Source organism: Mycobacterium toneyamaense, from assembly GCF_055384815.1.
The window spans coordinates 1,022,752-1,048,741 of sequence record NZ_AP040333.1 but is presented as its reverse complement, the minus strand read 5'-3'; the positions used below and the strand labels follow the sequence as shown (position 1 = coordinate 1,048,741).

Below are 25,990 nucleotides of genomic sequence, written 5' to 3'. Positions count from 1 at the left end.
GGACCGTCATCCCACCAGGAGGTCAGAAAGATGCTCCAACGATCGGCCGGCGTAGCCCTTCCACAGCTTGCCGAAAACCGGCAGCAGCGGAGCGGTCAGCGAGCTGCGCGGGTGCAGGGTCCATCGCCAGGTGATCTTGGTGCGGGGATTCTGCCCACCGGAGACGTCCTGGAACAGCCACATCCCTTGCACGCCGCCCACCAGCGGCGCCAGCGGTCCGTTGATGTCGGACAGCGTGTAGCCGAACGAGTGCGGCTCGTCGTATGAGGTCAGGGTCTCGGCCATGCTGCCGCCACCGGTCAGCAGGATGGTCCGGGTCTGCCCCACCGCGTCCCAGATACCGGTCTGGTTGCGCACGGCCTTGATCGGCGGGATCGGTCCGTACCAGCGACAGAACAGCTCATTGAGCGGGATCGGTGCGGTGCCGCTGAACGCGTCGGCCACCGCGACGGGGACTATTCGTGATTGCTCGACCACCAATGCCTGCGCCATGATGGCGATCGTAACCATCGATGCTGACCACTGGAGTGTCATGACCTCAACGATGCGGGCCCAACGGTTCTACGCCGACACCAAAAAGGTTGTGGTGGAAGATGTTCCGATTCCGGAACCGGGCCCCGGCGAGGTGCTGGTCAAGGTCGCCTACTGCGGCATCTGCCACTCCGACCTGAGCCTGATCAACGGCACGTTCCCGTCGCAGCTCCCGGTGGTGACGCAGGGCCACGAAACGTCGGGCACCATCGCCAAGCTCGGACCGGGCGTCACCGGCTGGGCCGAGGGCGACCGCGTCGTCGTCGCGGCCGGCAAGCCGTGCATGGACTGCGTGAACTGTCTCCGCGGCGACATGTCCAACTGTCTGCGGATCCGGCTCATGGCGTTCGCGTACGACGGGGGCTGGGCCGAATACACCGTCGCGCAGGCGTTCGGGCTGACGCGCGTCCCCGACAACGTGCCGCTGGAGCAGGCCGCGATCCTCGCCGACGCGGTGTCGACGCCGTTCGGCGCCGTCGTGCGGACCGGCCAGGTGGGTATCGGCGAGTCCGTCGGCGTATGGGGCATGGGTGGGCTCGGCACGCACATCGTGCAGTTGGCCCGATTGGTCGGGGCGGCGCCGATCGTCGCGGTCGACGTCAACCCGGCAGTGCTGGAGCGCGCGCTGGAGGTCGGCGCGGACTACGCCTTCGACGCCCGCGACCCGGAGTTGTTGGCCCAGATCGGTGCAGCCACCGGCGGCCGGATGCTCGACGTCGCGTTCGACGCGGTCGGCAAGGGGTCGACGTTCGATCAGGCGCTGGCGGCGCTGACCGTGGGCGGACGGTTCGTCGGCGTCGGGATGAGCGCCGATGCCCCGTCGATCGGCCCGACGTCGTTCTTCAACCTGACCAAGAAGCAGGTGCGCGGGCACCTGGGCTACCAGAACGCCGACATCGGCACGCTGGCCACGCTGGTGTCCCGCGGCCGTCTGGACCTCACCCGTTCGATCAGCGAGATCGTCCCGCTCGAGGACGTCGCCGAAGGCATCGCGAAACTCGATCGGGCCGAAGGCAATCCGATCCGGATACTCGTGCAGCCCTAATTACCGCGAGCGGCCGTGTTTGTACGCCGACACGCTGCCGCAGGCGTGCAAAAACGTCGCGCTCACCTCAGCCGAGGTGCCGCTTTCGCACTGAAGAGCGGCAGGTCCAGATAGGTGGCGATGCCCGGTTCCGCGGCACACACCGCCGGCACGGAGTTGACGCAGTGGGCGGCGGTGCCGACGACGCCGGGTTCGGGGCCGTCCTCTCCGACCAGTCCCTGAAAGCCCTTGATCGACACGGTGAAGTCCGGATTTCCCTTGACCTCCATCTCATAGCGTTGACCTTCGGGGCCGAAATCCCATGCCGGGTCGAGGTTTTCCTCACCCATGAACCAGTTGACGGTGACGCGCACGACAACCTCGTCGCCGACGACCGCCTCCCAGTGGAACTTGCGGGCGGCCACCTGGCCGGGCTGGATGGGCCCCAGCGGTGAGTCGATCGGCGCGGTCGCCACCGCAACCTCTTGGCGCGCAACGATCTTCGGATCGGCATTGAAGCCGAACTCGTCGACGCACATCCGCACGGCCTGGATGAAGCCACTGTCGAGCAGCTTCTGCATCGGACCGGTCAGCGCCTTGTCCGGGGTCTCACCGAACCCCATGACGTGCCGCAGCACGTCGGGCGCCTCATAGGTGCGCAGATCCGAAAATTCCTCGGCCCGAACGAAAGTCACGCCAGTGGACATCACCGAGAACAGCAGCGGGAACTTCTCACTGATGCCGCCGGGTGCGATGCCGGTGCCGTGCAGCGTGGCCCCACCTGCCAGCGCGGCTTCCCGCATCGGCGCGCCCTGCTTCTCGCTCGGATACACCCACCCGACGGGCGTCACCACGTTCTTGCCGGACCGCAGCAGGGCCGCCACCTCGTCGGGGTTGGCCATCAGCGGGGCGTAGATGACGGCGTCGGCCTCGAGCGCCAGGATGTCGTCGATGTTGTTGGTCGCAGTGACACCCAGCGGCTCGGCGCCGATGATCTCGCCAACATCCTTGCCGTTCTTGGCTTCCGAATGCACCCAACAACCGACCAGTTCCAGGTCCGGGTGTTCCAGCACGCCCTTGATCGCGGCGACGCCGACTCCGCCGGTTGCCCACTGCACGACCCGCAACGCCATGAAACCTCCCGAGCACCGCCCGAACTAGAACACGTTCTAGGTTGTATACCACCGGCCCGGCGCCGGAGACCAGACCTTTGGGGTCTTGACTAAAACCGCCGGGCGTGACTGAACTACAGGTAGTAACGAAAGGAAACCCATGGCCAAGAATCGCGTGTTCGTCGTCGGTGTCGGCATGACCAAATTCGAGAAGCCCGGCAGCCGCGAGGGCTGGGACTACCCGCAGATGGCCAACGAGTCCGGCAACAAGGCCCTGGCCGACGCCGGCATCTCGTATGACCAGGTGGAGCAGGGTTACGTCGGCTACTGCTCCGGCGACTCGACCTCGGGCCAGCGCGCCCTGTACGAGCTGGGCATGACAGGCATCCCGATCGTCAACGTCAACAACAACTGTTCGACGGGTTCGACGGCGCTTTACCTTGCCGCACAGGCGATCCGCGGCGGCCTCGCCGACTGCACCATCGCGCTGGGCTTCGAGAAGATGCAGCCGGGTTCGCTTCAGGCAGGTGCGCAGGACCGCGAATCGCCGCTGGGGCGGCACGTCAAGGCCCTGGCCGAGATCGACGAGTTCGCCTTCCCCGTGGCGCCGTGGATGTTCGGCGCGGCCGGCCGTGAGCACATGAAGAAATATGGAAGCACTGCAGAACATTTTGCAAAAATCGGCTACAAGAACCACAAGCATTCGGTCAACAACCCGTATGCGCAGTTCCAGGACGAGTACACGCTCGACGACATCCTGGCCGCCAAGATGATCTCCGACCCGCTGACCAAGCTGCAGTGCTCGCCCACCTCCGACGGGTCGGGCGCGGCGATTCTCGCCAGCGAGGCGTTCGTCGACAAGCACGGGCTGGCGTCGCAGGCCGTCGAGATCGTCGGCCAGGCCATGACCACCGACTTCGCCTCGACGTTCGACGGCAGCGCCGCCAACATCATCGGCTACGACATGAATGTCCAAGCCGCCCAGAAGGTTTACGACCAGGCGGGCCTGGGCCCCGAGGACTTCCAGGTCATCGAGCTGCACGACTGCTTCTCCGCCAACGAGCTGCTGTTGTACGAAGCCCTGGGCCTCTGCGGCGAGGGTGAGGCGCCGCGCCTGATCGACAACAACGACACCACGTACGGCGGCCGCTGGGTGGTCAACCCGTCGGGCGGCCTGATCTCCAAGGGTCACCCGCTGGGTGCGACGGGCCTGGCCCAGTGCTCCGAGCTGACGTGGCAGCTGCGCGGCACCGCCGACAAGCGTCAGGTCGACGGTGTCACCGCGGCCTTGCAGCACAACATCGGCCTCGGCGGCGCCGCCGTCGTGACGGCCTACCAGCGCGCCGAGCGCTAGTCACCTCCCCCGCGAGCTGGGGGTACCCCTTCTGCCGAGCCGGGGGTACCTCCAACTTGCGAGCAGACGTAAAACTGTCGTTTTCGCTTCGAAAACGACAGTTTTACGTCTGCTCGCCGAGCCAGCTAGCCGTCGAACATGGCATCGACGAGGCGGCGCAGTACCTGACGGGTCTCGCGGCGCGCCTTCTTCGGGTCGTCCGCGGTGGCGATGAGCATGGCCGCCTCGTCGAGGGCACCGATCAGCACATGCGCCAACGCCCGCACCGGCTGACGGGCCAGCTGGCCGGCCTTCATGGCCTCGCTGAGCAGCTGCTCCGTCATGCCCAGGCTGTAGCGCTGGGCGACGTCCCGGAAGCCCGCCCAACCCAGGACACTCGGGGCGTCGAGCAACACCAGCTGGCGCACCTCCGGGTCGCCGGAGACTTCCAGCCAGGCATCGACCGCGGCGCGAACGGCATCGGCCGGTGACGTCGCCCCCGATGCCGCCACCATCGCCCCCATCCGGGCCATCACGTCCTGTTCCACCACCTCCACCACAGCGAGGAAAAGCGCTGCCTTGTCGGCGAATTGGTGATACATCGCGCCCCGGGTCACGCCCGCGGTCGTCGCGATCTCCGGCGTGCCCACCTCGGCATAACCACGCTCGCCCCACAGTCGCCGCGCGGCAACGATCAACGCTTCGCGGGTAGCCGCGGAGCGCTCCTCCTGAGTACGCCTCTTGTTTTCCATACACCCTGTTGGTAAGTTGCGGACAGCCTGTTTGTAAATGAGTATCGAGCTAGGAGTCATCCATGTCGATCATCGAGATTAACGCCGGAACCATCCATTTCGAGGAATTCGGGCCAAAGGACGGCAGGCCCGTCGTCTTCGTGCACGGATACATGATGGGTGGCCAATTGTGGCGCGGGGTCGCCGCGCGCCTGGCCGAACGCGGCCTGCGGTGCATAGCCCCCACCTGGCCGCTCGGCGCGCATCCCGAAGCGCTGCGCCCAGGCGCCGACCGGAGCATCCACGGCGTCGCGCGCATCGTCGCCGACACCCTGGCCGCATTGGACCTCGACGACGTCGTCATCGTCGGCAACGACACCGGCGGTGTGGTCACGCAGCTGGTCGCCGTCCACCACCCGGAACGCATCGGCGCCATGGTGCTGACGAGTTGCGATGCGTTCGAACACTTCCCGCCACCGATCCTCGAGCCGCTGATCCTGGCGTCGCGTTCCAAGGCGCTGTTCCGGGCGGGCTCGCAGGTGTTCCGGGTCCCGTTGGTCCGCAGGCGCGCGTACGCCGGGCTGGCATACGCGGACTTCGACGCCCTGACCCGGGAGTGGGTACACAACACGCAGTCCAAACCGGCTGTCGCCGAGGATCTCCGCGTGTTCACCAGCTCCCTGCGCACCGAGGTCACCACCGGAGTCGCAGCGCGGCTGCACGAATTCGACAAGCCGGCGCTCATCGCCTGGTCGGCTGACGACGAGTTGTTCGAGATCGGCGACGGCGAGAAGCTGGCGCAGATCATCCCGAACGCCCGCCTCGAAATCATCGACGGCGCAAAGACATTCTCGATGCTCGACCGCCCGGACCGCCTCGCCGACCTGATGTCGACCGTCGCGGTGCGCGCCTAGCTCGCGAGAACTAGATGGTGACGACGTCGTAGGCGCCGTCGGCGTACCGGGCGCGGATGGTCTTCTTGTCGTACTTGCCGACGCTGGTGCGGGGCACCTGGTCGACGAACGTCCACCGCTCCGGCAGCCACCAGCGAACCACCTTGTCCGACAGGAACTCTCGAAGTTCATCAGGTGTCGCCGAAGCGCCCTCGTGCAGCACGACGGCGACCAGCGGGCGTTCCTGCCAGCGCTCGTCGGGCACCGCGACGACGGCGGCTTCCAGCACCGCGGGGTGCGCGATCAGGTGGTTCTCCAACTCGACCGACGAAATCCATTCACCACCGGACTTGATGACGTCCTTGGCCCGGTCGGTGAGGGTGACGAACCCGCAGTCGTCGATGCGCCCGACGTCGCCCGTGCGCAGCCAGCCGCTGTCGAACTTGCTCGAGTCATAGCCCAGGTAGTAGCTGCCGGTGATCCACGGTCCGCGAATCTCGATCTCCCCCACCGCTTCCCCGTCGTGAGGCAGCGGGGCGCCGGCGTCGTCGACGATCCGGATCTCGACACCGCACAACGCCCGCCCGGCGGTCGCCCGACTCTTCCAGTACTCATCCTCGGACGCGCCCGGGAATGGCTTGGCGGTCGTGGCCAGCGGCGAGGTTTCGGTCATCCCCCAGGCCTGGCGGATGTGGACGCCGTACCGCTCCTGGAAGATGCGCATCATCGACAACGGCACGGCCGAGCCGCCGCAGCCCACGATCCGCAACGACGAAATGTCGTGTCCCGGATTCTTTTCCAGGCAGTTCATCACGTCGTTCCAGATGGTCGGAACCGCGCCGGCGATGGTCGGGCGATGCGTCTCGATGAGGTCGATCAGCGATGCGCCATCGAGGAACCGGTCCGGCATCACCAGGTCGGCACCGGCCATCAGCGCGGCGTACGGCAGCCCCCAGGCGTTGGCGTGGAACATCGGCACGATAGGCAGCGTCACGTCCTCGCTGCCGACGTCCAGCGCATTGCTGGTGCACGTCGCCATGGCGTGCAGGAAGCTCGAACGGTGGCTGTAGACAACACCTTTCGGATTTCCGGTGGTGCCGCTCGTGTAACACATCGCGGCCGCGGACCGCTCATCGATCTCCGGCCAGTCGAAGTTGTCGGGCTGGGCGGCCAGCAGTTCGTCGTACCGCAGCACGGTCTTGCCGGCGCCCTCCAGCGGCGCCAAATCTCCTGCGCCGATGGCGATCACCGTGTGCACCGTCTTCATCTGCGGCAGCACCGGTGCCAATTGTGCGGTCAACGAGAGATCCGCGATGACGACGGAGTCCTCGGCCTCATTGGCGATGTAGGCGATCTGCTCCGGGGACAACCGGATGTTGAGGGTGTGCAGCACCGCGCCCATGGACGGAATGGCCAGGTAGGCCACCGTGTGTTCGGCGTTGTTCCACATGAACGTGGCCACCCGCTGGTCTCCGGTGATGCCGAGCCCGCGCAGCGCATTGGCCAGCTGCGCGGATTGCCGGCCGACTTCGCCATAGGTCATGGTGCGGTACTGGCCGCCGCCGAGCGCCGTGGTGACGGTTCGGCGATAATTCTGGCCAGTCGCGTGCCGCATGATCGTGGCGATGGTGAGCGGGGCGTCCTGCATCGTACTGAGCATCGTGAATTTCGCCTCTGGGTTGCTGCCGCTGGGATGTCGAGATGCTAGCCGACCCTGCGAGGTAGGAGGATGATTAGCGTTGGTACGACAGGAGAAAATCATGCGCAGGAATTGGACGCTCGCCGCGGCGACAGTCGGCGGGGTGGCCACGATGCTGGCGCCGGCCGGATTGGCCGCGGCCGAATCGGCGCAAGACACGATCAACCGGCTGCAATCCGAGGGCTATGTGGTGACGATCGACAAGCTCGGGACGGCGCCGGTGTCCGAGTGCACGGTGACCAGTGTGCGCAACCCGCAGCAGACGACGCAGTTGGTGCCGTGGGTCGGCCCCGGCCTGGGCCGCAACAGCAATTCCATCCTGCTGCCACAAACCAGCCGGACCATTTCGGTGTCGCTCGACTGCACGGGTACGCACTAGGTCCCCGGATGCCAAAACGCCCCCGCCGGCCGGCGGGGGCGTTTTCTTTGGACTGACTAGACGGTCGCGGGCTCCAGCGCGCGCACCTCGTTCATCGTGACGGACTTGGTCGCCATGAACTGCGAGTAGAGCAGCGGCTTGGGGGCCTCGACGGCGACCGCGGTGACGTCACCGACGACATCCGCCACGTACAGGCGCGAGCCGTCACGGCTGACGGTGACGCAGGACGGCTGGACATCGGCCGCGATGGTGTCGACCACCGCGTTGGTCTGGGTGCAGAACACCGAGACGCGATCGTAGTCGACGACGTAAGCGCGGGTGCCGTCGGCGCCGAGCACCAGCTGGGTCGGGGCGTCGCCGACGGGGAAGCGACCGGTCACGCGGCCGGCGGCCAGGTCGACTACGTGCACCTCACCGCGCGCGGTCAGGTCCGAGGTCAGCACGTAGGCGGTGTTGTCGGGGCCCAGCGCCAGGCTGCGGATCGGGGCACCGATGACGATGGTGTTCCGGATGCGCGCGGTCTCGGTGTCGACGACGACCAGCTGGCTGCCCATCTCGTCGGTGGTGGCGACGTACAGCCGGCGACCGGTGTGGTCGACCGCGAGGGCGTCGATGCTGATGGCGGCGCCGGTGGCGATCTCGATGGTGCCGACGCGGTCGGCGGTGATGTCGATGACGGCGACGTCGATGTAGGTGTCGCCGGCGCGGCCCGCGAACACGCGCTTGCCGTCGGGGCTGACGGCGAGGGCGCTCACGCCCGAGGCCAGCGGGTAGGCGGCCAGCTCGGCGCCGGTGGCGACGTCGATGACGGCGACGCCGTCGAACTCGGCACCGGACACGGCGACGTACGCCCGGTCAGCGGTGGCGACGACCGCGAACGGCTCACCGTCGACGGCGATGTCGCGGATGCTGCGGGTGCGCGGCTCGATCAGCGACACCATGTTGTCGGCGTAGCTGGTAGCGACCAACTGCCCCGCGCTCTCGGCGATGTCGGCGATGGTGCCGCGGCCAACCTGCGCGATGTCCATGGTTCCGCGCAGCGCCTGGGCGCCTGCCCGCTTCGCTTTTGCACGAGCGTTATTATTTGCCACGATCTTCGGTACCTCCGCCAGCGCGGCAACGCGCCGGTAGTCGATTGCCCGTCCGGGTGCGCCCGGATGAGCGCTGCTTTCAAGAAGTGTAGTGATCCCCACCGACATTCCGGACGGCTTCAGCGACGCCTCGTCACGAATTGATCAGAAGCTCTTAGGAGTTACTTATGTTGTGAATTGTTATGCACTTGTTACCAATGGCGATCGATGCTCCGACCTGCGTAAACAACGCCTGAATTCAAATTGAGCAAACATAGGTCCGCCTCATTCCTGAGGGTTTCCAAGCAGGGTTTCCCGGCATTCCCTGGCAAAGTGAGCGAAACATCACACCGCGACACGAACGCATAGAATCTCATCCGCCTCACCCGCACGATAGAACCCAGGTTCCACTTCTGTTCATCGAGATCGCAACAGCGTCGAGGCCCGCCTGAGCGGGCCTCGAGATTCGCTGTTATCGACGAATTCACATTTTGTTCATGATGTGAGGGCGGTCACACCCGCGTTGCCGGACGGGTGCTCGACACTCGAGTCGAGCATCGTCAGTTCGTCGAACGGATCGGCGCCGTGCAACACGGCCGCGGCCTTTGCCCGGTCGAGTGTCCCGGTCCACGATCCGATCAGCACCGTGGCGACGGCGTTACCCGAGAAGTTGGTGACGGCCCGCGCCTCCGACATGAACCGGTCGATGCCGACGATCAGCCCGACACCGTCCAGCAGGTCCGGCCGGTGGCTCTGCAGGCCGCCCGCCAGCGTCGCCAGACCCGCGCCCGTGACGCCGGCAGCACCCTTGGAGGCGACGATCATGAAGGCCAGCAGCGCCAACTGCTCCCCGATCGCCATCGGCCGCCCCATGGCGTCGGCGATGAACAGCGCCGCCATGGTCAGGTAGATCGCGGTCCCGTCGAGATTGAACGAGTAGCCGGTCGGCACCACGACGCCGACGGTGCTGCGATCCACGCCCAGGTGCTCCATCTTGGCGATCAGCCGAGGCAGCGCCGACTCCGACGACGAGGTCGAGAAGATCAGCAGGTACTCGCGGGCCAGGTAGCGGACCAGCCGGAAGATCGACATCCGGGTCACCGACCACAGCAGCACCCCGAGCACACCGAAGACGAAGACGACGCAGGTCACGTAGAACCCGAGCATCAGGGTCAGCAGCTGGGTGACGGCGCGCCACCCGGTCTGGCCCACGACGCCGGCCATGGCACCGAACGCGCCGATCGGCGCCAGCCACAGGATCATGATCAGCACGCGGAACACCAGCTTCTGCAGGTGCTGGACGCCCCGCAGGATGGGTTCGCCGGCCGTACCCATGGCCTGGACCGCGAAGCCGACGAGCAGGGCGATGAACAGGGCCTGCAACACGTTTCCGCTGGTCAGTGCCGACAGCAGGGTCTCCGGGATGATGTGCGAGACGAAGTCCATGAGACCGCCGGCCTCGTGCGCCTTCTGGGCCAGTTTCGCGCCCTGACCGGTCGCCTGTGCCGACAGGTGCAGGCCCGATCCCGGGCTCAGCAGGTTGCCGACGACCAGGCCGATCGCCAGCGCCACCGTCGACATGGCGAGGAAGTAGCCGAGCGAGAGGCCGCCGATCTTGCCGACCGTCGCGGCTTTGCGCACCGACCCGATGCCCAGCACGATCGTGCAGAAGATGACCGGGGTGATCATCATCTTGATCAGGTTGACGAACAGGGTGCCGAGGACCGCGATGTCCTTGCCCACCCCGGGTGCGATCAGGCCGACGGCCACACCGCCGACGACGGCGACGAGCACGGCGATGTACAGCCAATGGGTGCGGTCGCGACGGGGCGCTTGATCAGTCATGTCGGGCAGTCCTCCGGCCTCGTTGTCGAAAACTTCTGCAAGGATGTTTGTCCAGAACGTGAGGCACGTCACGCATATGTTCATTTTGTTCGCATATGCGGCGTACTAAAGCCGTGAAATCCCAAGTGGGCCAACACCGCAACCGCGCCAATATGTGTAACTGGCGCGCAGAGGTGGAACAGCGGAGCGGGTGGGCCTACTCGGCTCGGCGCTTCTCCCGAACGGCCAACTCGATGGCACTGCGGTCCAACTTGAAATGCTCGGTCGCTAGTTCGAGTTGCGCCCTTCTCCGCCCGTACATGGTCTTCCACGTTTCCGACAACACCGTTGTATCTGGGCGCCGACCAGTGTTGGAGATGGCCACATCTCTGATCTCGGGCAAGACTTCGTTGTTGATTCGGGCCATGTCGATGCTGATGGCTTCCATGTCTTTTTGCATCGGCGTTCCCTCAAGCAGGGTTCGCGCGGTGAAGAGCGGCGGCTCGACCACCTGAGTCCACCGGGTAAGGAAAGCCTGGAGACGGCCATAGATTTCGTCGCCAAGCGACTCGCCGGGCGGAGCCGCAGGGCTTCGTCCGGAGCGTGGCATCTCCGCATTGAAAAACGCCGGGAGCTCATCCAGATATTCACGGAACACCACAAAGTCCATGGACACCTGCATCAGGGCTGCCCAGACTTCGCCCAGCGCTTTCAGGCATTCACGACGGCGACCCAATTCGTAATCCACCTCGCGGGCGCGCTGACTGCGCGCAGACTCGCGCAATGCGACCGAGATAGCGCCCACCGTTGCCGTCCCGGCGAACCATCCGGAGAGCGGACCCCATTGGGACGCACCCCATTCTGCTCCTACGCCGTAGCCAGCCCAGAAAATCATGAAGACACCGACCGCAAGAACGGCGACGAGCGGCCAGCGATGACGAAGGTCGGTTGCCATGCTCTCCAGGAAGTTGCGCACGCGCCGAGGGTAATCGGCGGCCCTGCCAAATCTGAGGTGTTCGGCCCGACGCCATCGGCGTTGTGCGCAAGCAGTCCCCAGCCCTGGGGACAGTTTGTGGATGGCCTAGCGCGCCGGTTTGGTGCTTACCCAGAGCCAGATGGATCGCCTTGCCTCCTGGTGCATCTCGCGCACTGCCTAGCCGCGCCGACGGCACCGGCCTACACTTGCGGCAGGCGTCCCTGCAGTACCGAGGGCGATGTACATGGCGGGCCAATCGGGTCCTTCTCACGGAGCAGTCATTTCGGCTGCGGTTCCGGTTCATGGCGTGGTGCGCGAAGGCGAGTGCTTTCGCGTTGCTTTGTGATGCGCCATGAAAGGAAAGTCGATGAGTACAGAACAACAACCAGAGACGGCCAGCGGCGAGGCCTCACTAAGCCGGGCCGATGCCCAAGCACTAACCGCCAGTATCAGAACAAGCCTCAACCAGACCTGGGAACTCGTTGTGCAGGCTTGGAATGGTCGTGCCTACAAGGCACTTGGTTACGAGAGCTGGGATGTCTACTGCATCAAGGAATTCGGCTCGTGCCACTTGAAGTTGCCCCGCGAGGAACGTGCCGAGCAGGTGAAGTCGATGGCGGCAGCCGGAATGTCCCTGCGTGCGATCGCGGCCGCAACCGGCCTCAGCAAGGACACCGCGAGCCGAGCTCTGGCAGCTGTCTCAAATGAGACACCTGGACCCACCCGGGTGACCGGCCGCGACGGGAAGCAGTACCCGCAGCATCCCTCGTACGTGCCGGTGAACCTTGATGTTCAGCCGCCCTCCGGTACCGAGAAGGTCGTCACCCGGGTCGGAGAGTCGAGCACAACCGACCTCAGTTCGGCCCAGAAGCAATTGGGCGAGGCTCGGCGTCTGAACGAAGCAGAGCGCACCAAAGCCGAGGATGACACCAACGGCGGGAACGACGGCAGCAAGTGGCAGTCATCCTTCGGGGCTAACCATGGCCAGCGCACATTCGGTAAGCATGTGGGCTCCGTAGAGGCTTACCTGACGAGCCTTAGCGGGCGAGTGGCCAACACCAACCTGACCCCCAATGCACTGGCACGACTTAAGAAGTGCCAGAAGCTACTTGACGACATCATCAAGCGCGCCGAGGACCGCTTGGCGACAGAAGCGGGGAGTGCACAGCAGGGCCAGCTAGTCCCAAACGGGCCGCCCCAATCTGCTTCGCGTTTTCGAAACGCTTCCTACCGTGAAGAGCTATGGCACTCGACCCCTTCAAGCCGAACCGCGAGCTAGGTGGTGAGCCGTCTGACTACTGCGCCGCCTGCCTGTGCGAGTGGCGCATGTACCAGGACGAGCACGGCGCGTGGCGCTTCGAGGAGCACACCCGCGCCTACAAAAACGAGGTTGGGCGATGCAAGGGCAGCGGCCGGACTAAGGCCGGTGCTGGGAGGGACTGAGCCCCTACCAGGCCTCGCTCGGCTCGCCCATCTCCCCCGGCAGGATCGGGTTGAGGCCGCCGCCCTTGAGCCGGTTGCATCCAGCATGACCACTGGCCCAGTTGCGCCGGTCCAGCATCAGCTCGGGGTGGGTCGCTACGGGCTTGAGGTGTTCGAGCGTCCAACTGTCGGCGTGCGGCCACCTCAGCCTGAAGTCGATGAACCCACCACAGATGATGCACGGGGCCTGACGCACCTTCTCCTCACGCCGGAACTCGGCACGGGCCGTCCGGTAGGCGCGGCTGTTGCGGATGGCCTCGGTGTCGATGCCGGTGCGACGGATGTGGGTGTCCATCTCAGGCCGGTCGTCGTAGAAGAACTCGTCATCCATCCGTAAATTCTCCCGAGCACCGATCCAATAACGGCGAATAACGGTTTTGGCACGCCGATGACCTTCTGAACTGCGGCGATGTCAAAAACAGTGATTATTGGATTTTCGGGGGGATACCTACTTTTTCGGGTTTTCTGCTCGTTTTTTCAGAAGCGCCGGGGGGGTATAGCGGCCTGGACATCCTGCAATGCAGGCGGCCGGGCCAGTGTTTGAAGGTAGTTAGGCCCCCTAACTTGATCCTGTGAGCTTGTCCCTCCTTCCCCAGTCTTACCGGTGAGTAACCTGTGAGCCGCGCAAGCATGTTTGCTCCAAGGTCGCTCCCAGCTGGCTCATGGCTCCAGTGTCAGATGGAACACATTCGAACACCTGTTCGCATCGCGACGGTAAACTAGCAGTTGAGAGCAGGTATTGGGCCAGCTCCCGACCCAAGGAGTACAAAATGACCGCCACCAAGAGCACCGCTGCGACGTCCGCGACCGCTTTGCTGGACACCGCGAAGGCACCGGCTAAGAGCACCGCTCGGAAGACACCGGCGAAGGCCGCACCGAAGGCCGAGGCACCGAAGGCCACCGAGCCCAAGAAGACATACAAGAGCACGGCGACAGGCAGGGGCGGTCGGACGTGCGTCCGTCAGACGGGCACGGTCGCGTGCTCCTGGGCCGTGGACGTGGCCGACGCCGATGGCAAGGCACAGCACCTGAAGACGGGCGCGATCTGGAGCTTCCACTCCACCGAGGCCGCAGCGCTGAAGGCCGCTGAGAAGTACAACGCCAAGTCCGGGCTCCAGGCCGTGGTCGTCAAGGCCACGCCGTCCGAGTAAGCCAACCGTGGTGACGCCGGGACGCAGCGAGCGTCCCGGCTACCCCGACACAAAAGGAGTCGATAGTGGCCGAAGCAATCACCGCGCCGCTGAGCTGCGACCCGGAGGTGTGGCTGCGCTGGAGCAACGCCGAGCGCTGGCGCTGGTTGTGGGACCGCGTGGAGCAGCAGGAGAACAAGACCCCGCGCCTTGGCGCGGTAGACCGGTGGCGACTCGCCATGCGCGACCATTGGTGGGTCGTCCTGTCGTACGAACACCTCGTGCCCTGCATGTTCGCGCGCTACGCCGTCCACGACACCCCCGACCAGGCCGAGGCGCTAGCCACCGTGGAGTTCGTGGCCAAGAGCATCAAGGCCGACCTGACCCGCCGCGTCGATCTGGATACCGAGCTATCCCAGGTGTGGACGATCAGCCCAACGGGGACGCCCCCTGCCGAGACCGATGTGCGGCTGATCGTCTGCCGCCACGAGTGAGACGGCGGGCGCGTTGACCAGTCCAATAAAGGTCAGCCAAGCTCCTCGTGTTCTTCCTACGGCTCAGCCGCGTCGTGAGTTGATTGGTCGACCTGCGGTGCGCCCGCCGTCGTCTATGGGGTGAGACGCGGCCAGTAGAGCCCCGTTTAACCACTGGCCGCGTCACCCATCCCGCCGGGGTAAAGGGTTCCCGGCGGAAGTCATCAGCTGGTCGGCAGGCCCGTCAGCCCGAGGATGGAGCTAGGTGTGATGTCCAGGGACGTTGGTCAGCCGAGTGACCGGTGGGCGGCCTCCGATGGCGGAGTGGGCTCGGTGGTGATTGTAGAAATGCAGCCAGCTCGGTAGGGCTGTGTTGCGTTGTTCGGTGGATTCGTAGAACCGGGCGTAGGCCCAGCCGTCCCCGAGCGTGCGATGGAATCGCTCGATCTTGCCGTTGGTCTGGGGCCGGTATGGCCGGGTTCGCTTGTGGCTGATGTTCAGTTCGGCGCAGGCACCGCGCCAGGCCAAGGATTTGTAAGCCGACCCGTTGTCTGAGAGGACTCGTTCCACCGTGACGCCGCGTTCGGCGAACCAGGCCACCGCGCGCTGCAACACACCGATCGCGGTGGCCGCTTTCTCGTCGGACTGGATCTCGACGTACGCAACCCGAGAGTGATCATCAATAACTGTGTGCAGGAACGCAATTCCAATTCGCGGTCGATAATCGTCGGCACGTTCACCGGTGCGATGCGCGGTCAGCTGCCGGTTGCGCTTGCCTTGTTGTCGGCTAAGGAACTTGTGCCCACCGCCGTCGGGGATGTTGCCGAATTTGGTGACGTCGACGTGGATCAGCGAACCGGGATGATCGTGCTCATAGCGGCGCAGCGGTTCGCCAGTTACGCGGTCGATGTAGGACAACCGATTGATCCGGCACCGGGTCAGCACAGCGTGCACCGTGGACGCCGGCATGCCCAGTCGTCCGGCGATCTGCACGGGCCCGAGCCGCTTGCGCCACCGCAGGTCCACGATCCGACGCATGACCTGGTCGCTGGTCTTGGTGGGGCTCCGGTGCGGTCGCGAGCTACGGTCGACCATGCCGGCAGAGCCTTCGGTACGAAAGCGATCGGCCCATTTCTTGGCGGTTCGAGGCGCGACCATGAACATCTTGGCCGCAGCGGTATAGGTCCAGCCCTTCTCGATGATGAGCTCGGCGAGCTTCAATCGTGCGCGCGGGGTTAATGCAGCGTTAGCGTGGGACACGAAGGCCTCCTGGTTGGTGAAGCGGTTCCTAGACAGCTCCACTTCACAACCGGAGGCCTTCCCTGTCACACAGGCTCACCGATACATAACGGGACAACGTCCCCGGACATCACAGCTAGGAGCGTGGGTCAGTAACACGCCGGGCGGGGTGTTGGTGCGAGCTGCCGGTATACGGGATCCTTAGGTGTGCGTGATGATCTCGGTGATGGCGGGTTGTTCGAGGTAGACCCCGGGCAGCGGGTGGATTCACATTCTGTGGCGCCGAAGGCGCCGGTGGACAAGACGTTTCGCCCGTTCGCGCCGGAGCAGGGCCTGTTGTTGCCGCCGTCGCTCGATGACTGGCTGCCCGCTGAGCATCTGGCCCGGTTCATCGCCGAGTTGGTCGATGAGCATCTGGACTTGTCCCGGATCCATGCCGCCTATACCGAGGTCCGGGGTGGGCCACCGTACGATCCGCGGCTGCTGGTGCGGATTCTGCTGTACGGGTACACGACCGGGGTGCGTTCCTCGCGCAAGCTGGAAGCCGCCTGTGTTGACGTGGTCGCGTTTCGGTGGCTGGCCTCTGGTAGCGCCCCCGATTACCGGGCGATCGCCCGGTTCCGTAAACGCCACCTGTCCGCCCTGGGACATGTGTTCGTGCAGGCGTTGGCGTTGTGTCAGGCCGCGGGCATGGTGTCCCTGGGCCGGGTCGCCCTTGATGGCACGAAGGTGCGGGCCAACGCCTCCAAACGCAAAGCGATGAGTTATGCCCGGATGACCGAGAAAGAGAAAGTCCTGGCCGCCGAGGTGTCAGCGCTGCTATTGGAAGCTGAACGGATCGACAAGGCCGAAGACCAGCAGTTCGGTAAGGACCGCCGTGGTGATGAGCTCCCGGCCGAGTTGGCCCGCCGCGAGACCCGGCTGGTGAAGATTCGCCAGGCCAAAGCCGCCCTGGAGCACGAAGCCGCCGAGGCGGCCCGCGCCGACGCTGAACGCAAAGCCCGTGAACGCGACGATGATGACGACACCACCACCAGTGCGGGAGCGGCCGCCGCCGCAGCAGCCACACCGAAACCCAAGGCGCAGCGCAACTTCACCGATCCGGATTCCAAGATCATGCTCACCGCCGATGGGGCGTTTCACCAGTGCTACAACGCCGCGGCTGTGGTCGATGCCGATCATCAGGTGATCGTGGCCACCGCAGTGGGCACCAACGCCGCCGATGTGGGCACCCTGTTGCCGATGACCCGGCAAGCGGCGGCCAACACCGGCCGGGTTCCCGCCCAGGTGCTCGCTGATGCCGGCTACAGCAGCGCCGCCAACTGTGAGGCCGCCGCCGCATACACCGCTACGTATGGGACCGAGTTCTTCATTGCCCCCGGCCGCCGGCGCCGTGATGACCCGGCCCCGGTGGCCCCACGCGGACGCATCCCGGCCGATGCCACCACCAAGCAACGGATGGCCCGCAAGCTCACCACCAAACGTGGCCAGCAGGTTTATGCCCGCCGTAAAGCCATCGTGGAACCGGTGTTCGGTCAGATGTCGACGCTGCAGAACGCCAAACATCTTCTGCTGCGCGGCCTTGAGCAGGCCCGCGGCGAATGGCTATTGCTCGCGGCGTGCCACAACATACGAAAACTGCACGGCCACATCGGACTTACCGGCCTCTCGGCCCTACCCGCCTATTGAGGCCCCGTCGGCAGGGCACCGGGCGCACTGGGCGCTCACCACACGCGATCGCGCATCGAACGTGCAACCAGATCACCTCAGAGCCACGGACTGCGATCTGTACGCACCTTCGACGACCTCACCCCACCAACGGCTTACCGACCCAAGCTCCTAGGCCGCTCCACGGCCAAGCACAGCCGCTCCTCTGCCACGTATCGCCAGATGTTCTGGGTGAAGTCGGTGCCGGTCCAACCGATCCGCACACCGATGGGCTCGCGCACCGCCACCCGGCCAAAGGTCCGGGTGTCCAGGAGGCAGCCCACGCCCGCCGCGATCGACGTGGTGGGCAGCACCCGAATTCCCCAGAGCGACTGTGCTTCGTCCTGAGTCGGGTCGGGCGCGACCATGTACCTCTGATAGCCATCCTTCTGCCGACGAATGGCCGACCAGGTGGTCGGATGCAGCACCAGCAAGTCCGGCTCACACAACGACGGGCCGGTGCGCAGCTGAGCCACGCTCATCTCCACCGCGTCCAGTGCGGTCTCGCTGGTGATGTGGTGGGTCAGGATGCCCGTGGTGTTGAGCAGACCCGGCGTCTCAACGACCGGGGTGGTGCCACCCGAAACGATGCCCGACAGCAGGAATTCGTTCTCGGCATCCACGACTTGCTTGGTCAGTTCGACCGTTACCGCCGTGGTGAAGGCGGTCCAGTCCTGCGCCGACTCGTACGAGATGCCGGTGTGCGCCGCGAGCTTCTGCGCGGTCACGATGACGTGCGAGGTGTTCATGATGAGCTCGGGCTTGAGCGCACCCTCATCCACCGGAGCGGCAGCACCGGTCACGCTGTTGACCTGGATGTACTCAAGCGAGGGAGCGTCCAGCGCGAACCCCGGCAAAAATTCCAGCAGCCGTCTTTCGTGCCGGGGAAAGGTTGGGATGTTGTACAGCTCTGCGGGCAGGAAGCCCTCAGCAGAGTTAAAGTCCCGCTTGGTCTTGAAACCCGCTGCCTCGCCACGCTTTACCCGCTCATGGACGGCGCGCAGCTCCTCTAAGTCGAAGTTCAGCGGCGAGAACGTGCTGGCCGGAACACCGCGCTTGCGCTGAGCACACGCGAGCCCCTGGCGCTCGCGCAGCACCTGGAGGCCTTCATTGCGCGCACCCAGTCGGCCCAACGTCGCGCGGCCTTCCTCGATGCGCTTATCGAGCTTGGAGATGTTCCGGCGCATCACGGCGAACCGTGCGGCCTCACGCTCGTTGAGGTGGTCGCGACCATCCTCTTGCACGTCTTGCAAGAACCGCCGGGCCTCGGCGGTAGCCTGGTCGCGCTGCGCTACGAGGCGCGCAATCCATTGGCGCTGTTCATCAATCGTCATCGGAGACTCCTGGGCTCGAGACCCCACGCCTGCCGACTTGTCGATCGCGCGCAGCTCCTTGCGGAGCTCAAGAACTCGCCGCCACTCTTCTTGCGACGGCATGGTGTCAGCCCGCCGCGTGGCGAAATCCTCTAGCCTGCTCTGCAATTCGCTCGCGACAACGGCGCGCAAGTCCGCCATGGTCTGCATGGGTCGTCCTTCTAGTTGGGTTTGCGCAAACCCAGGACCCAAACCGGCAGTTTCGTTTGACGACGATTCGTCGCCCCGTACGCCGAGCGTGCAGGGTCAAGCGTAGGACGCTTGAGATCCGTTGTCTAGCATCATATTTCGAGCAAAAGTGCCCTCTCGAATTCCAATAACGGTCTTTTCCTGAAACCGCAGGTCCAGCGATCGACGGTCGTTATTCGACGCCCTCGTCCAGCAATTGCTGGTGTCGCAACATTTGCTCGAAGTAGTTCGACGCAGTGTCCACATCACCACCCGACGACCTGAGCGTGAGCACCGCCGCATCAGCCGCGCAGGCTTCCAGAACCTCCTTGGTCAGGCCCCGCGCCTCGGCTTCGTCGAGCACCGCTTGCGCGGTCGGCCAGCCGCCGCTGATGAGGGCGGCGACCAGACGGCGGGCCAGTGTGAAGCTGGGCACCCGTGACCGCAGCGCCTCGGCCTGCCAGCGGGCGACGGTGCGCAACTCGTAGTCGGCCAACGGACTGGCGACCGCCTCGCGGTCGGCGTCACTCAGGCCGGGGGGCTCGTTGTCGAAGAACATCAGTTCGCCCCTCCTGGCGTCACTTTCGCGGCATCCATCCAGTACCGGCACTCCCTCGCCAGCGTCATGGCCAGGACCGTCCAGCACCGAAGGCAGTCAATGCCACTGGTCAGCTCGTCCTCCCCGAACACCGCTTCCAGGTCTAACCCCTGGCCGGACTGTTGGGCCACGGCGGTCACCAAGCGCGCAGCTCTCGCACGCGCGTCCATGCCGCTGATATGGACATGATCTTTCTCTACGCGGACGTAGTCGCCCGTCGCTCCACCCTCCCTCATCGTGACACCACTCGGCTGGAACCCGAATTCCCTTCTTGCCGGTGGCGTCTCAACACGGCGCTCGTATCCAGCTCGCGAATCAGTGCCTCCTGCACACCCGGCCGACAAAAACCGTTGCCCTCCAACAGCAGGTTCAGGCACTCCTGCGCGGTGAACGGCTCGCCGTTTGGGTGGAGCAAGACACGACCACATTCCATACCCTCCGCCGCCCGGAGGAGCTCCTGCACCGAGCTCACCAGGGAGTCGACCAACGTCCCCGCGCCACGAATTTGCCTGAGGATTCGGACCTGCTGAGGTCGGTAACGATCGCTCGGGCTTGCGTCCTTCTTCATCTCTATCTCTCTCCTTCTCAAAGCGACACCAATCTGGTGTCAACTCAAATCCCCACCAGCGCAACGCTGCCGGGACACTTTGGGCTGGCCGGTGCGCTTACCCCCGGCCACCGCAGAACGAGCCCCAGCGACCCGCACAGCCGGACTTTTGTGGGACGGGGGCGGCGGGTTTGGCCGGGGCGGTGCCGCCGTGGCCTTCACGCGACGGCACCGGAAGTTGCCGTAACTGACCCAGATGACGGTGTGCTCGCCCTCGCAGCGGCCGTCGCACGGCGATAGTTCTTCCGACGCCTCAACGGCCTCCGCCATGCTCGCCCAGACGAACCACCGATTTGGCGGTCCCACTCGATGGCAGATGAGAATCGCACCGCTCCAGGTGTCCGCAGGTACCTCGATGCTGCCCTGGTCTTCGGGCTCGGGTTCAGGATCGGGCGGGGGCTCCGGCTCGGGTTCGGGTTCAGGTTCCGGCTCGCGTTCTGGGAGAACACCCGGCAACGACAGAGCCCAATACTTCTCCAGGCCGGGAGCAGCGGTCCTCACCGCGATTGCCCGAACGGCGCGATCGAACGCCAGGTCCCCGATCCCCGCCTCTGCCCGAGCGAGCAAAGCTCGGTTCTCCAGGACCCACCCGTGATGCTGTCTGAGGTAGCCGTCCAACCACGATTCGGCGGCACGGTCGCGATCAGACTTCATCGGCCGCCACGCTGTCGCCGTACTTCCGAACACAATCTCGACACGGACCACCCGGCCTGATCGCCGGATAGCGATGGCACTTCCGGCAAGGGCCAAGACAGCTCAAATGGCCGCCGTAGCGCTCTTGACCGGCCTGGCAAGGATCGCCGCAGATCGGACACTGCTTGTCGATGCGGCTCACGAGCGCTTCCAAGTAGTGCCGCGCTGACTCGGATGCTTCAGCGCCTCACTGCACGGACGGCATAGGTCGGGTCGCCAGGCGACTAGGCCACCCTGCGATGGCCTCTTGCCACAGTCGGCGCACCGTGCGGTCACCACGTCACCGTCCGAGCGCATTCCTCGCACAGGTGATTGCGCGAGCCGTGCCCAGCCGGACTGTCGCAACCCTGCGAACACAAGCCGAAGCCGTTAGCGGCTACATCGGCCTTGGATTCACCGTTTTGCCGTGGTTCCTGTTGATCGACACCAACGTCATCATCAGCTTCAACATCAACGCGCCCCATCGGTGGACGCATCTGTAGCTCCATCCGATGCCCCATCGGTAGGTGCATCCCCACCGCGCCCGAAAGCGACTCAAGCACGCCGGGATTCGAGATGCTGCGCTGGGTCTCGGCCCACGCGGTCTCTACAGAAGCGTTGAGACCAGCCGCCCGTTTAACCCTCTTGGCGTAGTCCCCTTCGCTTTCGTCCTTCTTCTGTTCAGGCATCGGCGCCGTGGGCTTCCCGAACGCTTCGAACAGCTGCCAGACCGCGTTGCGTAGCCTGCGGGATCTAATGGTCTTCACAGCGCGCGCCGCACTGATATAGCCGCTCGGACTTTTCAGCACGCCATCGAGAAGCATGAAGGGCTTGATCCACAGCTGGCCGTCGTCGTAGTCGACCCAACCTTCGACGCGCAGTTGCTTTGCGTAGTCCTCGATGAGGTCGGCCGTGAGATTGGCCGCCGCGGAGGCCCATTCGCGCGGTTGGATGGCGATGACACCAGCCCCGTTGAGATCGGGGTGAACCCACAACCACATCAAAAGCCGTTGTGGGCCGTCGTCGAGTCGCCGGAATCGCTCGTCGTTGAACAGCTCGGCCGGGAACATGGAGCTGCCTCGTGCCATCAGATGTCACCGGCACTGCCGCCGTTCCGGGCCTGCCGCCGCAGCCGACGCGCTTTCGCGCTCTTATGCGCCAGCTTTGCGAAGTAGGCGCGTCGGGCAGAGTTCGCCCGCTTCCACTGCTCGTCGGTCAGGCTCTCTGGATCGAAGCCCAACCTTCTTGCGTGCCAACTTATGTCGGCTGGCGACTTGGCCTTCGGTTTGGCCATCCGAGCAGTGCGATCCTCGGTGTTGGCCCAACCGGTCAAACTGGCGATTTGCGCGACTAGGCGGCGTTCTTCCGCACTTGGGTACGGCACTTCGTGGTCCTCTCACAGGAAGGTGAGAACCGTTTGAAAGGCACGGTCATATGGACCGCGTCTTCCTGTACGGCACCTTCCCGGAACTTCCCCACTACTGGGCCGGGTCTGTCTTCGCCGCCGACCAAAACCTGGTCTATAGGCGCGAGTTCTCGACTACGGCTTACAAGTGTACGCCGCTTCCGGCGCCCCAACCGCCATCGCCAAACGTAGAGTGTTGCGGCGCTTGATGTTTAGAGGTCCCCCAAGTTGAGCTTGCGCGCCTCCGCTGCGGCTCTTTCACCTGCGGTCGCGCGCGTGTACCGGTCGATCATGTTGCGGTTCGACCAACCTGCGACTGCCATGAGGCCGCCCTCCGAACCTCCTGCGGCGAGCCACCGCGAGGCCGCCGTATGCCGCAACTTGTGAAGGTGAAAGTTCTTGATACCGGCCTGCTCTGCCCGCATCATGATCGCGTTTCTCATCCCGTGGTAGGCGATCGTGCCTCGGGTGTTGTCACCGAGCAGAAGCGCCGGGGTGGCCGCTAGCCGATGCGTACGCCGTGCCCTGATGTAGCGGTCCACCGCTTGGCCCGTCTGCGGACCAAATGGCACCAGACGGCCCTGGCCAGTCTTCGCCTTCCTGATGGCCAAGATGCCCCGCGTCAGGTCCACGTCGTCCACCGTCAGCCGCAGAATCTCGCCAGCCCGCATCCCCGTCTCCGCCAGCAGCCGGACGATGGCCTCGTCCCGGCGGTCGCGGAATTCCTTGCCCTTGCAGGCGGCGAAGAGGTCCCGCAGCTCGTCCTCGGTGAGGCACTCGACGATCTTGGTGTCGAGCTTCGGGGCCTTCACACCGATGAGGGGGTTCTCCTCGATCTCGCCTTCCTCGACAAGCCAGTGGCCGAACTGCTTCATCGCTTGAAGTCGGAGAGCTGCCGTCGCGGGCTGCACGGTCTCCAGCAGATCTGCGATAAACAGCTGCGTGAGCTGGCGGTCGATGACAGCCTGGTGACCGTGCTCGTCGCACCAGCGCAGGAACAGCCGGAGGCCGATCTCGTACTGCTCAATGGTCGCGGGAGATTTGCGCTGAGCGCGCATCGAGAGAATCCAAGACGATTGCAGTTCGTGCAGGTCAGGGACGGTAGCGGTGCGGTGGTGGGTTGCTGCGGTGGCCATGCCAGTTATGTTAAACCCGCAGCGGCGTACCCCGTTTTTACCAGGCTGCGGTACGGTGAAGCCGCAGGTAGTAGGCCATGAAGCATGATGGCGGCTACTTAACTAAAATGTTCATTTCGTTCACGGAAGTTCACGCGGGGACGCGGGAGCAGGCGGATTACAGAAGGACGCAGTGATGCGCAGTTGGCCGGCCGCGCCGCGCTGGTCCCTGGCCGGCCAGATCGTCGCGCTGCAGATCGCGATCATCATCGTGGTGGTGGCGGCCGGTAGCGCCCTGGCCGTGGTGCAGTCCCGCCGCACCAACGATGCCGCGGCCAAACAGCTGCTCACCGGCATCGTCACGGCACTGGCCGACGCGCCGTCGACGGCTGCCGCCATCCGGGCGGGCAACGCCACGGAAGTCCTGCAGCCGGTCACCGAAACCGTTCGGGCCCAGACCGGCATCGCCTTCATCACCGTCATGGCGCCCGACGGGACCCGGTTCACCCACACCGACCCGCGTCAGATCGGCGGCCACTACCTGGGCACCATGGAGCAGGCCCTGAAAGGCCGGACGCACACCGAGTTCTACACCGGGACCCTGGGCCGGTCGGTGCGCACCATCACCCCGGTGCGGGACAGCTCCGGGCAGGTGCTCGGTCTGGTCGCCGCCGGCATCACCGAGACCACGCTGACCGCGCAGTGGCGCCATCAGATCCCGATGATCGTGGCGATCGGCCTTGCCGCCCTTGCCCTTTCGCTACTCGGCGCGTGGCTCATCCGGCGCCGGCTGCTCCGTCAGACCCACGGGCTGCGGCCGGACCAGTTGCGGGTGATGTACGAACACCACGACGCCGTCCTGCATTCGGTGTCCGAAGGCCTGCTGGTGTTGGAGAACGGGCGCGTGGCGCTGGCCAACGACGAGGCGCGCCGGCTGCTCGCCCTGCCGCCGGGCGCGGTGTCGAGGTCCGATCTGCCGGACTTCCTGCGCGCGGCCGATCCCGGGGTGCGCGACGAGGTCCACGTAACCGACGACCGAGTGCTGGTGGTCAGCCGGTCACCGGTGTCCGGCGCCTCGGGTTCGGAAGTCGTGACGATCCGGGACCGCACCGAATTGCAAAGCACCCTGGGCGAACTCAGCTCGTTGAAGGTCCTCACCGACTCGCTGCGGGCACAGGCGCACGAAGCGGCGAACAAGCTGCACACGGTGATCACCATGGTCGAGATGGGCCGCCCGTCCGACGCCGTGACCTTCGCCACCGACGAACTGGAGCTGTCCCAGCGACTCGTCGACCGGCTGTCGAGCGAGGTCCGCGAACCCGCCCTCGTGGCACTGCTGCTGGGCAAGAACGCGCAGGCCCACGAACGCGGTATCGAGTTCACCGTCACCGCGGACTCGCAATTACCTTCCGACACTTCACAACTACCGTTGAGTGGTCCGGAAATGGTGACGGTGCTGGGCAACCTGATCGACAACGCGATGGACGCGTGCGATCGTGACGAGCCGTGGGTCGAGGTGACGGTGCGGTGCGAGCCGGGCGCCGACCTACTGATGCGCGTGGCCGACAGCGGCACCGGCATGGACCCGGCGACATTCGAAAACGCCATGCGCCGTGGCTATTCGACGAAATCGGCGCCCGGGCACGGACTCGGGCTCGCCTTGGTGGCGCAGGTGGTCAAGCGGCACGGGGGCACGCTGTCGTCCGATGTCAGCTACGGTTCGGTGGTGTCGGTGACGATCCCGGCGGCAGTCGCGTGACCACCGTACTGATCGTCGACGACGATCCCCTGATCGCCGAAGCCCACCGCACGTATGTCGAACGGCTGGAAGGTTTTTCCGTCGCGGCGGTGGCCCACACCGCGCGCGAGGCCATCCAGGCCGCGACGCGGGCGACCACGACCGACGCGCCCATCGACCTGGTCCTGCTGGACCTCGGACTGCCCGATGCCAGCGGCATCAGCCTGGCGTCGGCGCTGTCCGGGCTGCGGCCCGCTCCGGACATCATCGCCATCACCTCCGAGCGCGATCTGGAGATGGTGCGCGCGGCCGTCGCGCACGGGGCGTTGGCGTATCTGTTGAAGCCGTTCACCTTCGCGGCGTTCCGTGATCGGCTGGAGCGCTACGCACGGTACCGGACAGCGCTCCCGGCCGGAGTCGACGCGGCCAGTCAGGCCGAGGTGGACCGCGCCCTCGCCGAATTACGCACCGGCGCAGACAAATCCGCGGCCCCGAAAGGTGCGGCGACACTGACCAACGACGACATCGCCCGCGCCGTTCGGGACAGTCCCGACGGCCTGACGGCCGACGAGGCCGCCAAGGCGGTCGGGGTGGCCAGGGTGACCGCGTGGCGCTATCTGGAGCGCCTGGCCGACGACGGAACCGTCACGCGCCGAAGCGAATACGGCGGCACAGGCCGGCCCAAGACCCGCTACCTGTGGCGTTGACTTC

General features: G+C 65.3%; 24 protein-coding genes. 10 read left to right on the top strand and 14 right to left on the bottom strand.

Going from position 1 to position 25,990, the window contains the following annotated elements:
- Window positions 1–6: 6 nt before the first annotated feature.
- Window positions 7–492: an SRPBCC family protein gene (locus ACZ5IQ_RS05000; RefSeq protein WP_029121540.1), complete on the bottom strand. Its 486-nt coding sequence runs from the start codon at window positions 490–492 to the stop codon at window positions 7–9.
- A 40-nt stretch (window positions 493–532) separates the two neighbouring features.
- On the opposite strand from ACZ5IQ_RS05000, the gene ACZ5IQ_RS04995 reads away from it, so the two are divergent.
- Window positions 533–1,576, top strand: a complete 1,044-nt coding sequence (locus tag ACZ5IQ_RS04995) for a zinc-binding dehydrogenase (protein WP_406776225.1) — start codon at window positions 533–535, stop codon at window positions 1,574–1,576.
- A 62-nt stretch (window positions 1,577–1,638) separates the two neighbouring features.
- Here the strand turns inward: ACZ5IQ_RS04995 and ACZ5IQ_RS04990 are convergent, their stop codons facing one another.
- Window positions 1,639–2,688 carry an NAD(P)H-dependent amine dehydrogenase family protein gene (locus ACZ5IQ_RS04990; RefSeq protein ID WP_133425496.1) on the bottom strand — a complete coding sequence of 350 codons (1,050 nt, stop codon included), beginning with the start codon at window positions 2,686–2,688 and terminating at the stop codon, window positions 1,639–1,641.
- Between the two features lie 139 nt (window positions 2,689–2,827).
- Here ACZ5IQ_RS04990 and ACZ5IQ_RS04985 point away from each other — a divergent pair, with 139 nt between their 5' ends.
- Window positions 2,828–4,021: a lipid-transfer protein gene (locus ACZ5IQ_RS04985; protein WP_212812779.1), complete on the top strand. Its 1,194-nt coding sequence runs from the start codon at window positions 2,828–2,830 to the stop codon at window positions 4,019–4,021.
- A gap of 125 nt (window positions 4,022–4,146) precedes the next feature.
- On the opposite strand, the gene ACZ5IQ_RS04980 is transcribed toward ACZ5IQ_RS04985, so the two are convergent.
- Window positions 4,147–4,752, bottom strand: coding sequence for a TetR/AcrR family transcriptional regulator (locus tag ACZ5IQ_RS04980; RefSeq protein WP_212812781.1), 606 nt, complete (start codon window positions 4,750–4,752; stop codon window positions 4,147–4,149).
- A gap of 62 nt (window positions 4,753–4,814) precedes the next feature.
- On the opposite strand from ACZ5IQ_RS04980, the gene ACZ5IQ_RS04975 reads away from it, so the two are divergent.
- On the top strand, window positions 4,815–5,645 hold the full coding sequence (locus ACZ5IQ_RS04975) for an alpha/beta fold hydrolase (protein ID WP_133425492.1): 831 nt from the start codon (window positions 4,815–4,817) through the stop codon (window positions 5,643–5,645).
- A gap of 10 nt (window positions 5,646–5,655) precedes the next feature.
- On the opposite strand, the gene ACZ5IQ_RS04970 is transcribed toward ACZ5IQ_RS04975, so the two are convergent.
- Window positions 5,656–7,284, bottom strand: a complete 1,629-nt coding sequence (locus ACZ5IQ_RS04970) for a fatty acid--CoA ligase (protein WP_212812783.1) — start codon at window positions 7,282–7,284, stop codon at window positions 5,656–5,658.
- A 100-nt stretch (window positions 7,285–7,384) separates the two neighbouring features.
- Here ACZ5IQ_RS04970 and ACZ5IQ_RS04965 point away from each other — a divergent pair, with 100 nt between their 5' ends.
- The gene (locus tag ACZ5IQ_RS04965; protein WP_166427956.1) at window positions 7,385–7,702 is read left to right on the top strand and encodes a hypothetical protein; all 318 of its coding nucleotides are present in this window, start codon (window positions 7,385–7,387) and stop codon (window positions 7,700–7,702) included.
- Between the two features lie 56 nt (window positions 7,703–7,758).
- Here the strand turns inward: ACZ5IQ_RS04965 and ACZ5IQ_RS04960 are convergent, their stop codons facing one another.
- The 3 genes from ACZ5IQ_RS04960 to ACZ5IQ_RS04950 form a co-directional block, all read right to left on the bottom strand.
- Window positions 7,759–8,730 carry a YncE family protein gene (locus tag ACZ5IQ_RS04960; protein ID WP_205848780.1) on the bottom strand — a complete coding sequence of 324 codons (972 nt, stop codon included), beginning with the start codon at window positions 8,728–8,730 and terminating at the stop codon, window positions 7,759–7,761.
- Between the two features lie 537 nt (window positions 8,731–9,267).
- A complete protein-coding gene (locus tag ACZ5IQ_RS04955) occupies window positions 9,268–10,617 on the bottom strand; it encodes a cation:dicarboxylate symporter family transporter (RefSeq protein ID WP_212812784.1) in 1,350 nt (449 codons plus the stop codon).
- A gap of 196 nt (window positions 10,618–10,813) precedes the next feature.
- A complete protein-coding gene (locus ACZ5IQ_RS04950; protein WP_406804714.1) occupies window positions 10,814–11,572 on the bottom strand; it encodes a hypothetical protein in 759 nt (252 codons plus the stop codon).
- Between the two features lie 367 nt (window positions 11,573–11,939).
- On the opposite strand from ACZ5IQ_RS04950, the gene ACZ5IQ_RS04945 reads away from it, so the two are divergent.
- A complete protein-coding gene (locus ACZ5IQ_RS04945; protein WP_464480917.1) occupies window positions 11,940–12,851 on the top strand; it encodes a hypothetical protein in 912 nt (303 codons plus the stop codon).
- A 168-nt stretch (window positions 12,852–13,019) separates the two neighbouring features.
- On the opposite strand, the gene ACZ5IQ_RS04940 is transcribed toward ACZ5IQ_RS04945, so the two are convergent.
- On the bottom strand, window positions 13,020–13,385 hold the full coding sequence (locus ACZ5IQ_RS04940) for an META domain-containing protein (RefSeq protein ID WP_212812792.1): 366 nt from the start codon (window positions 13,383–13,385) through the stop codon (window positions 13,020–13,022).
- Between the two features lie 439 nt (window positions 13,386–13,824).
- Between ACZ5IQ_RS04940 and ACZ5IQ_RS04935 the strand changes: the two genes are divergently transcribed.
- Window positions 13,825–14,205 carry a hypothetical protein gene (locus ACZ5IQ_RS04935; RefSeq protein WP_212812794.1) on the top strand — a complete coding sequence of 127 codons (381 nt, stop codon included), beginning with the start codon at window positions 13,825–13,827 and terminating at the stop codon, window positions 14,203–14,205.
- A 65-nt stretch (window positions 14,206–14,270) separates the two neighbouring features.
- Window positions 14,271–14,678: a hypothetical protein gene (locus ACZ5IQ_RS04930; RefSeq protein ID WP_212812796.1), complete on the top strand. Its 408-nt coding sequence runs from the start codon at window positions 14,271–14,273 to the stop codon at window positions 14,676–14,678.
- Between the two features lie 240 nt (window positions 14,679–14,918).
- Here ACZ5IQ_RS04930 and ACZ5IQ_RS04925 read toward each other — a convergent pair whose 3' ends face one another.
- Complete coding sequence (locus ACZ5IQ_RS04925; protein ID WP_212814951.1) at window positions 14,919–15,917, bottom strand: IS481 family transposase; 999 nt, start codon at window positions 15,915–15,917, stop codon at window positions 14,919–14,921.
- Window positions 15,918–16,190: 273 nt separating this feature from the next.
- Here ACZ5IQ_RS04925 and ACZ5IQ_RS04920 point away from each other — a divergent pair, with 273 nt between their 5' ends.
- On the top strand, window positions 16,191–17,585 hold the full coding sequence (locus ACZ5IQ_RS04920) for an IS1182 family transposase (protein WP_464481422.1): 1,395 nt from the start codon (window positions 16,191–16,193) through the stop codon (window positions 17,583–17,585).
- A 134-nt stretch (window positions 17,586–17,719) separates the two neighbouring features.
- On the opposite strand, the gene ACZ5IQ_RS04915 is transcribed toward ACZ5IQ_RS04920, so the two are convergent.
- From ACZ5IQ_RS04915 to ACZ5IQ_RS04895, 5 genes are all read right to left on the bottom strand, one after another.
- A complete protein-coding gene (locus ACZ5IQ_RS04915) occupies window positions 17,720–19,126 on the bottom strand; it encodes a phage major capsid protein (protein ID WP_464480916.1) in 1,407 nt (468 codons plus the stop codon).
- 211 nt (window positions 19,127–19,337) lie between these two features.
- Complete coding sequence (locus tag ACZ5IQ_RS04910; protein ID WP_212812800.1) at window positions 19,338–19,703, bottom strand: hypothetical protein; 366 nt, start codon at window positions 19,701–19,703, stop codon at window positions 19,338–19,340.
- 271 nt (window positions 19,704–19,974) lie between these two features.
- Window positions 19,975–20,310: a hypothetical protein gene (locus ACZ5IQ_RS04905; RefSeq protein ID WP_212812802.1), complete on the bottom strand. Its 336-nt coding sequence runs from the start codon at window positions 20,308–20,310 to the stop codon at window positions 19,975–19,977.
- A gap of 1,004 nt (window positions 20,311–21,314) precedes the next feature.
- A complete protein-coding gene (locus tag ACZ5IQ_RS04900; RefSeq protein WP_212812804.1) occupies window positions 21,315–22,091 on the bottom strand; it encodes a hypothetical protein in 777 nt (258 codons plus the stop codon).
- 547 nt (window positions 22,092–22,638) lie between these two features.
- The gene (locus ACZ5IQ_RS04895; RefSeq protein WP_244872651.1) at window positions 22,639–23,562 is read right to left on the bottom strand and encodes a tyrosine-type recombinase/integrase; all 924 of its coding nucleotides are present in this window, start codon (window positions 23,560–23,562) and stop codon (window positions 22,639–22,641) included.
- Window positions 23,563–23,737: 175 nt separating this feature from the next.
- Here ACZ5IQ_RS04895 and ACZ5IQ_RS04890 point away from each other — a divergent pair, with 175 nt between their 5' ends.
- Together ACZ5IQ_RS04890 and ACZ5IQ_RS04885 are read left to right on the top strand one after the other, a co-directional pair.
- Window positions 23,738–25,300 carry a sensor histidine kinase gene (locus ACZ5IQ_RS04890; protein WP_212812806.1) on the top strand — a complete coding sequence of 521 codons (1,563 nt, stop codon included), beginning with the start codon at window positions 23,738–23,740 and terminating at the stop codon, window positions 25,298–25,300.
- Window positions 25,297–25,986, top strand: coding sequence for a response regulator (locus ACZ5IQ_RS04885; protein WP_406776261.1), 690 nt, complete (start codon window positions 25,297–25,299; stop codon window positions 25,984–25,986). Before ACZ5IQ_RS04890 ends, ACZ5IQ_RS04885 begins: the two co-directional genes overlap by 4 nt.
- Window positions 25,987–25,990 lie beyond the last annotated feature (4 nt).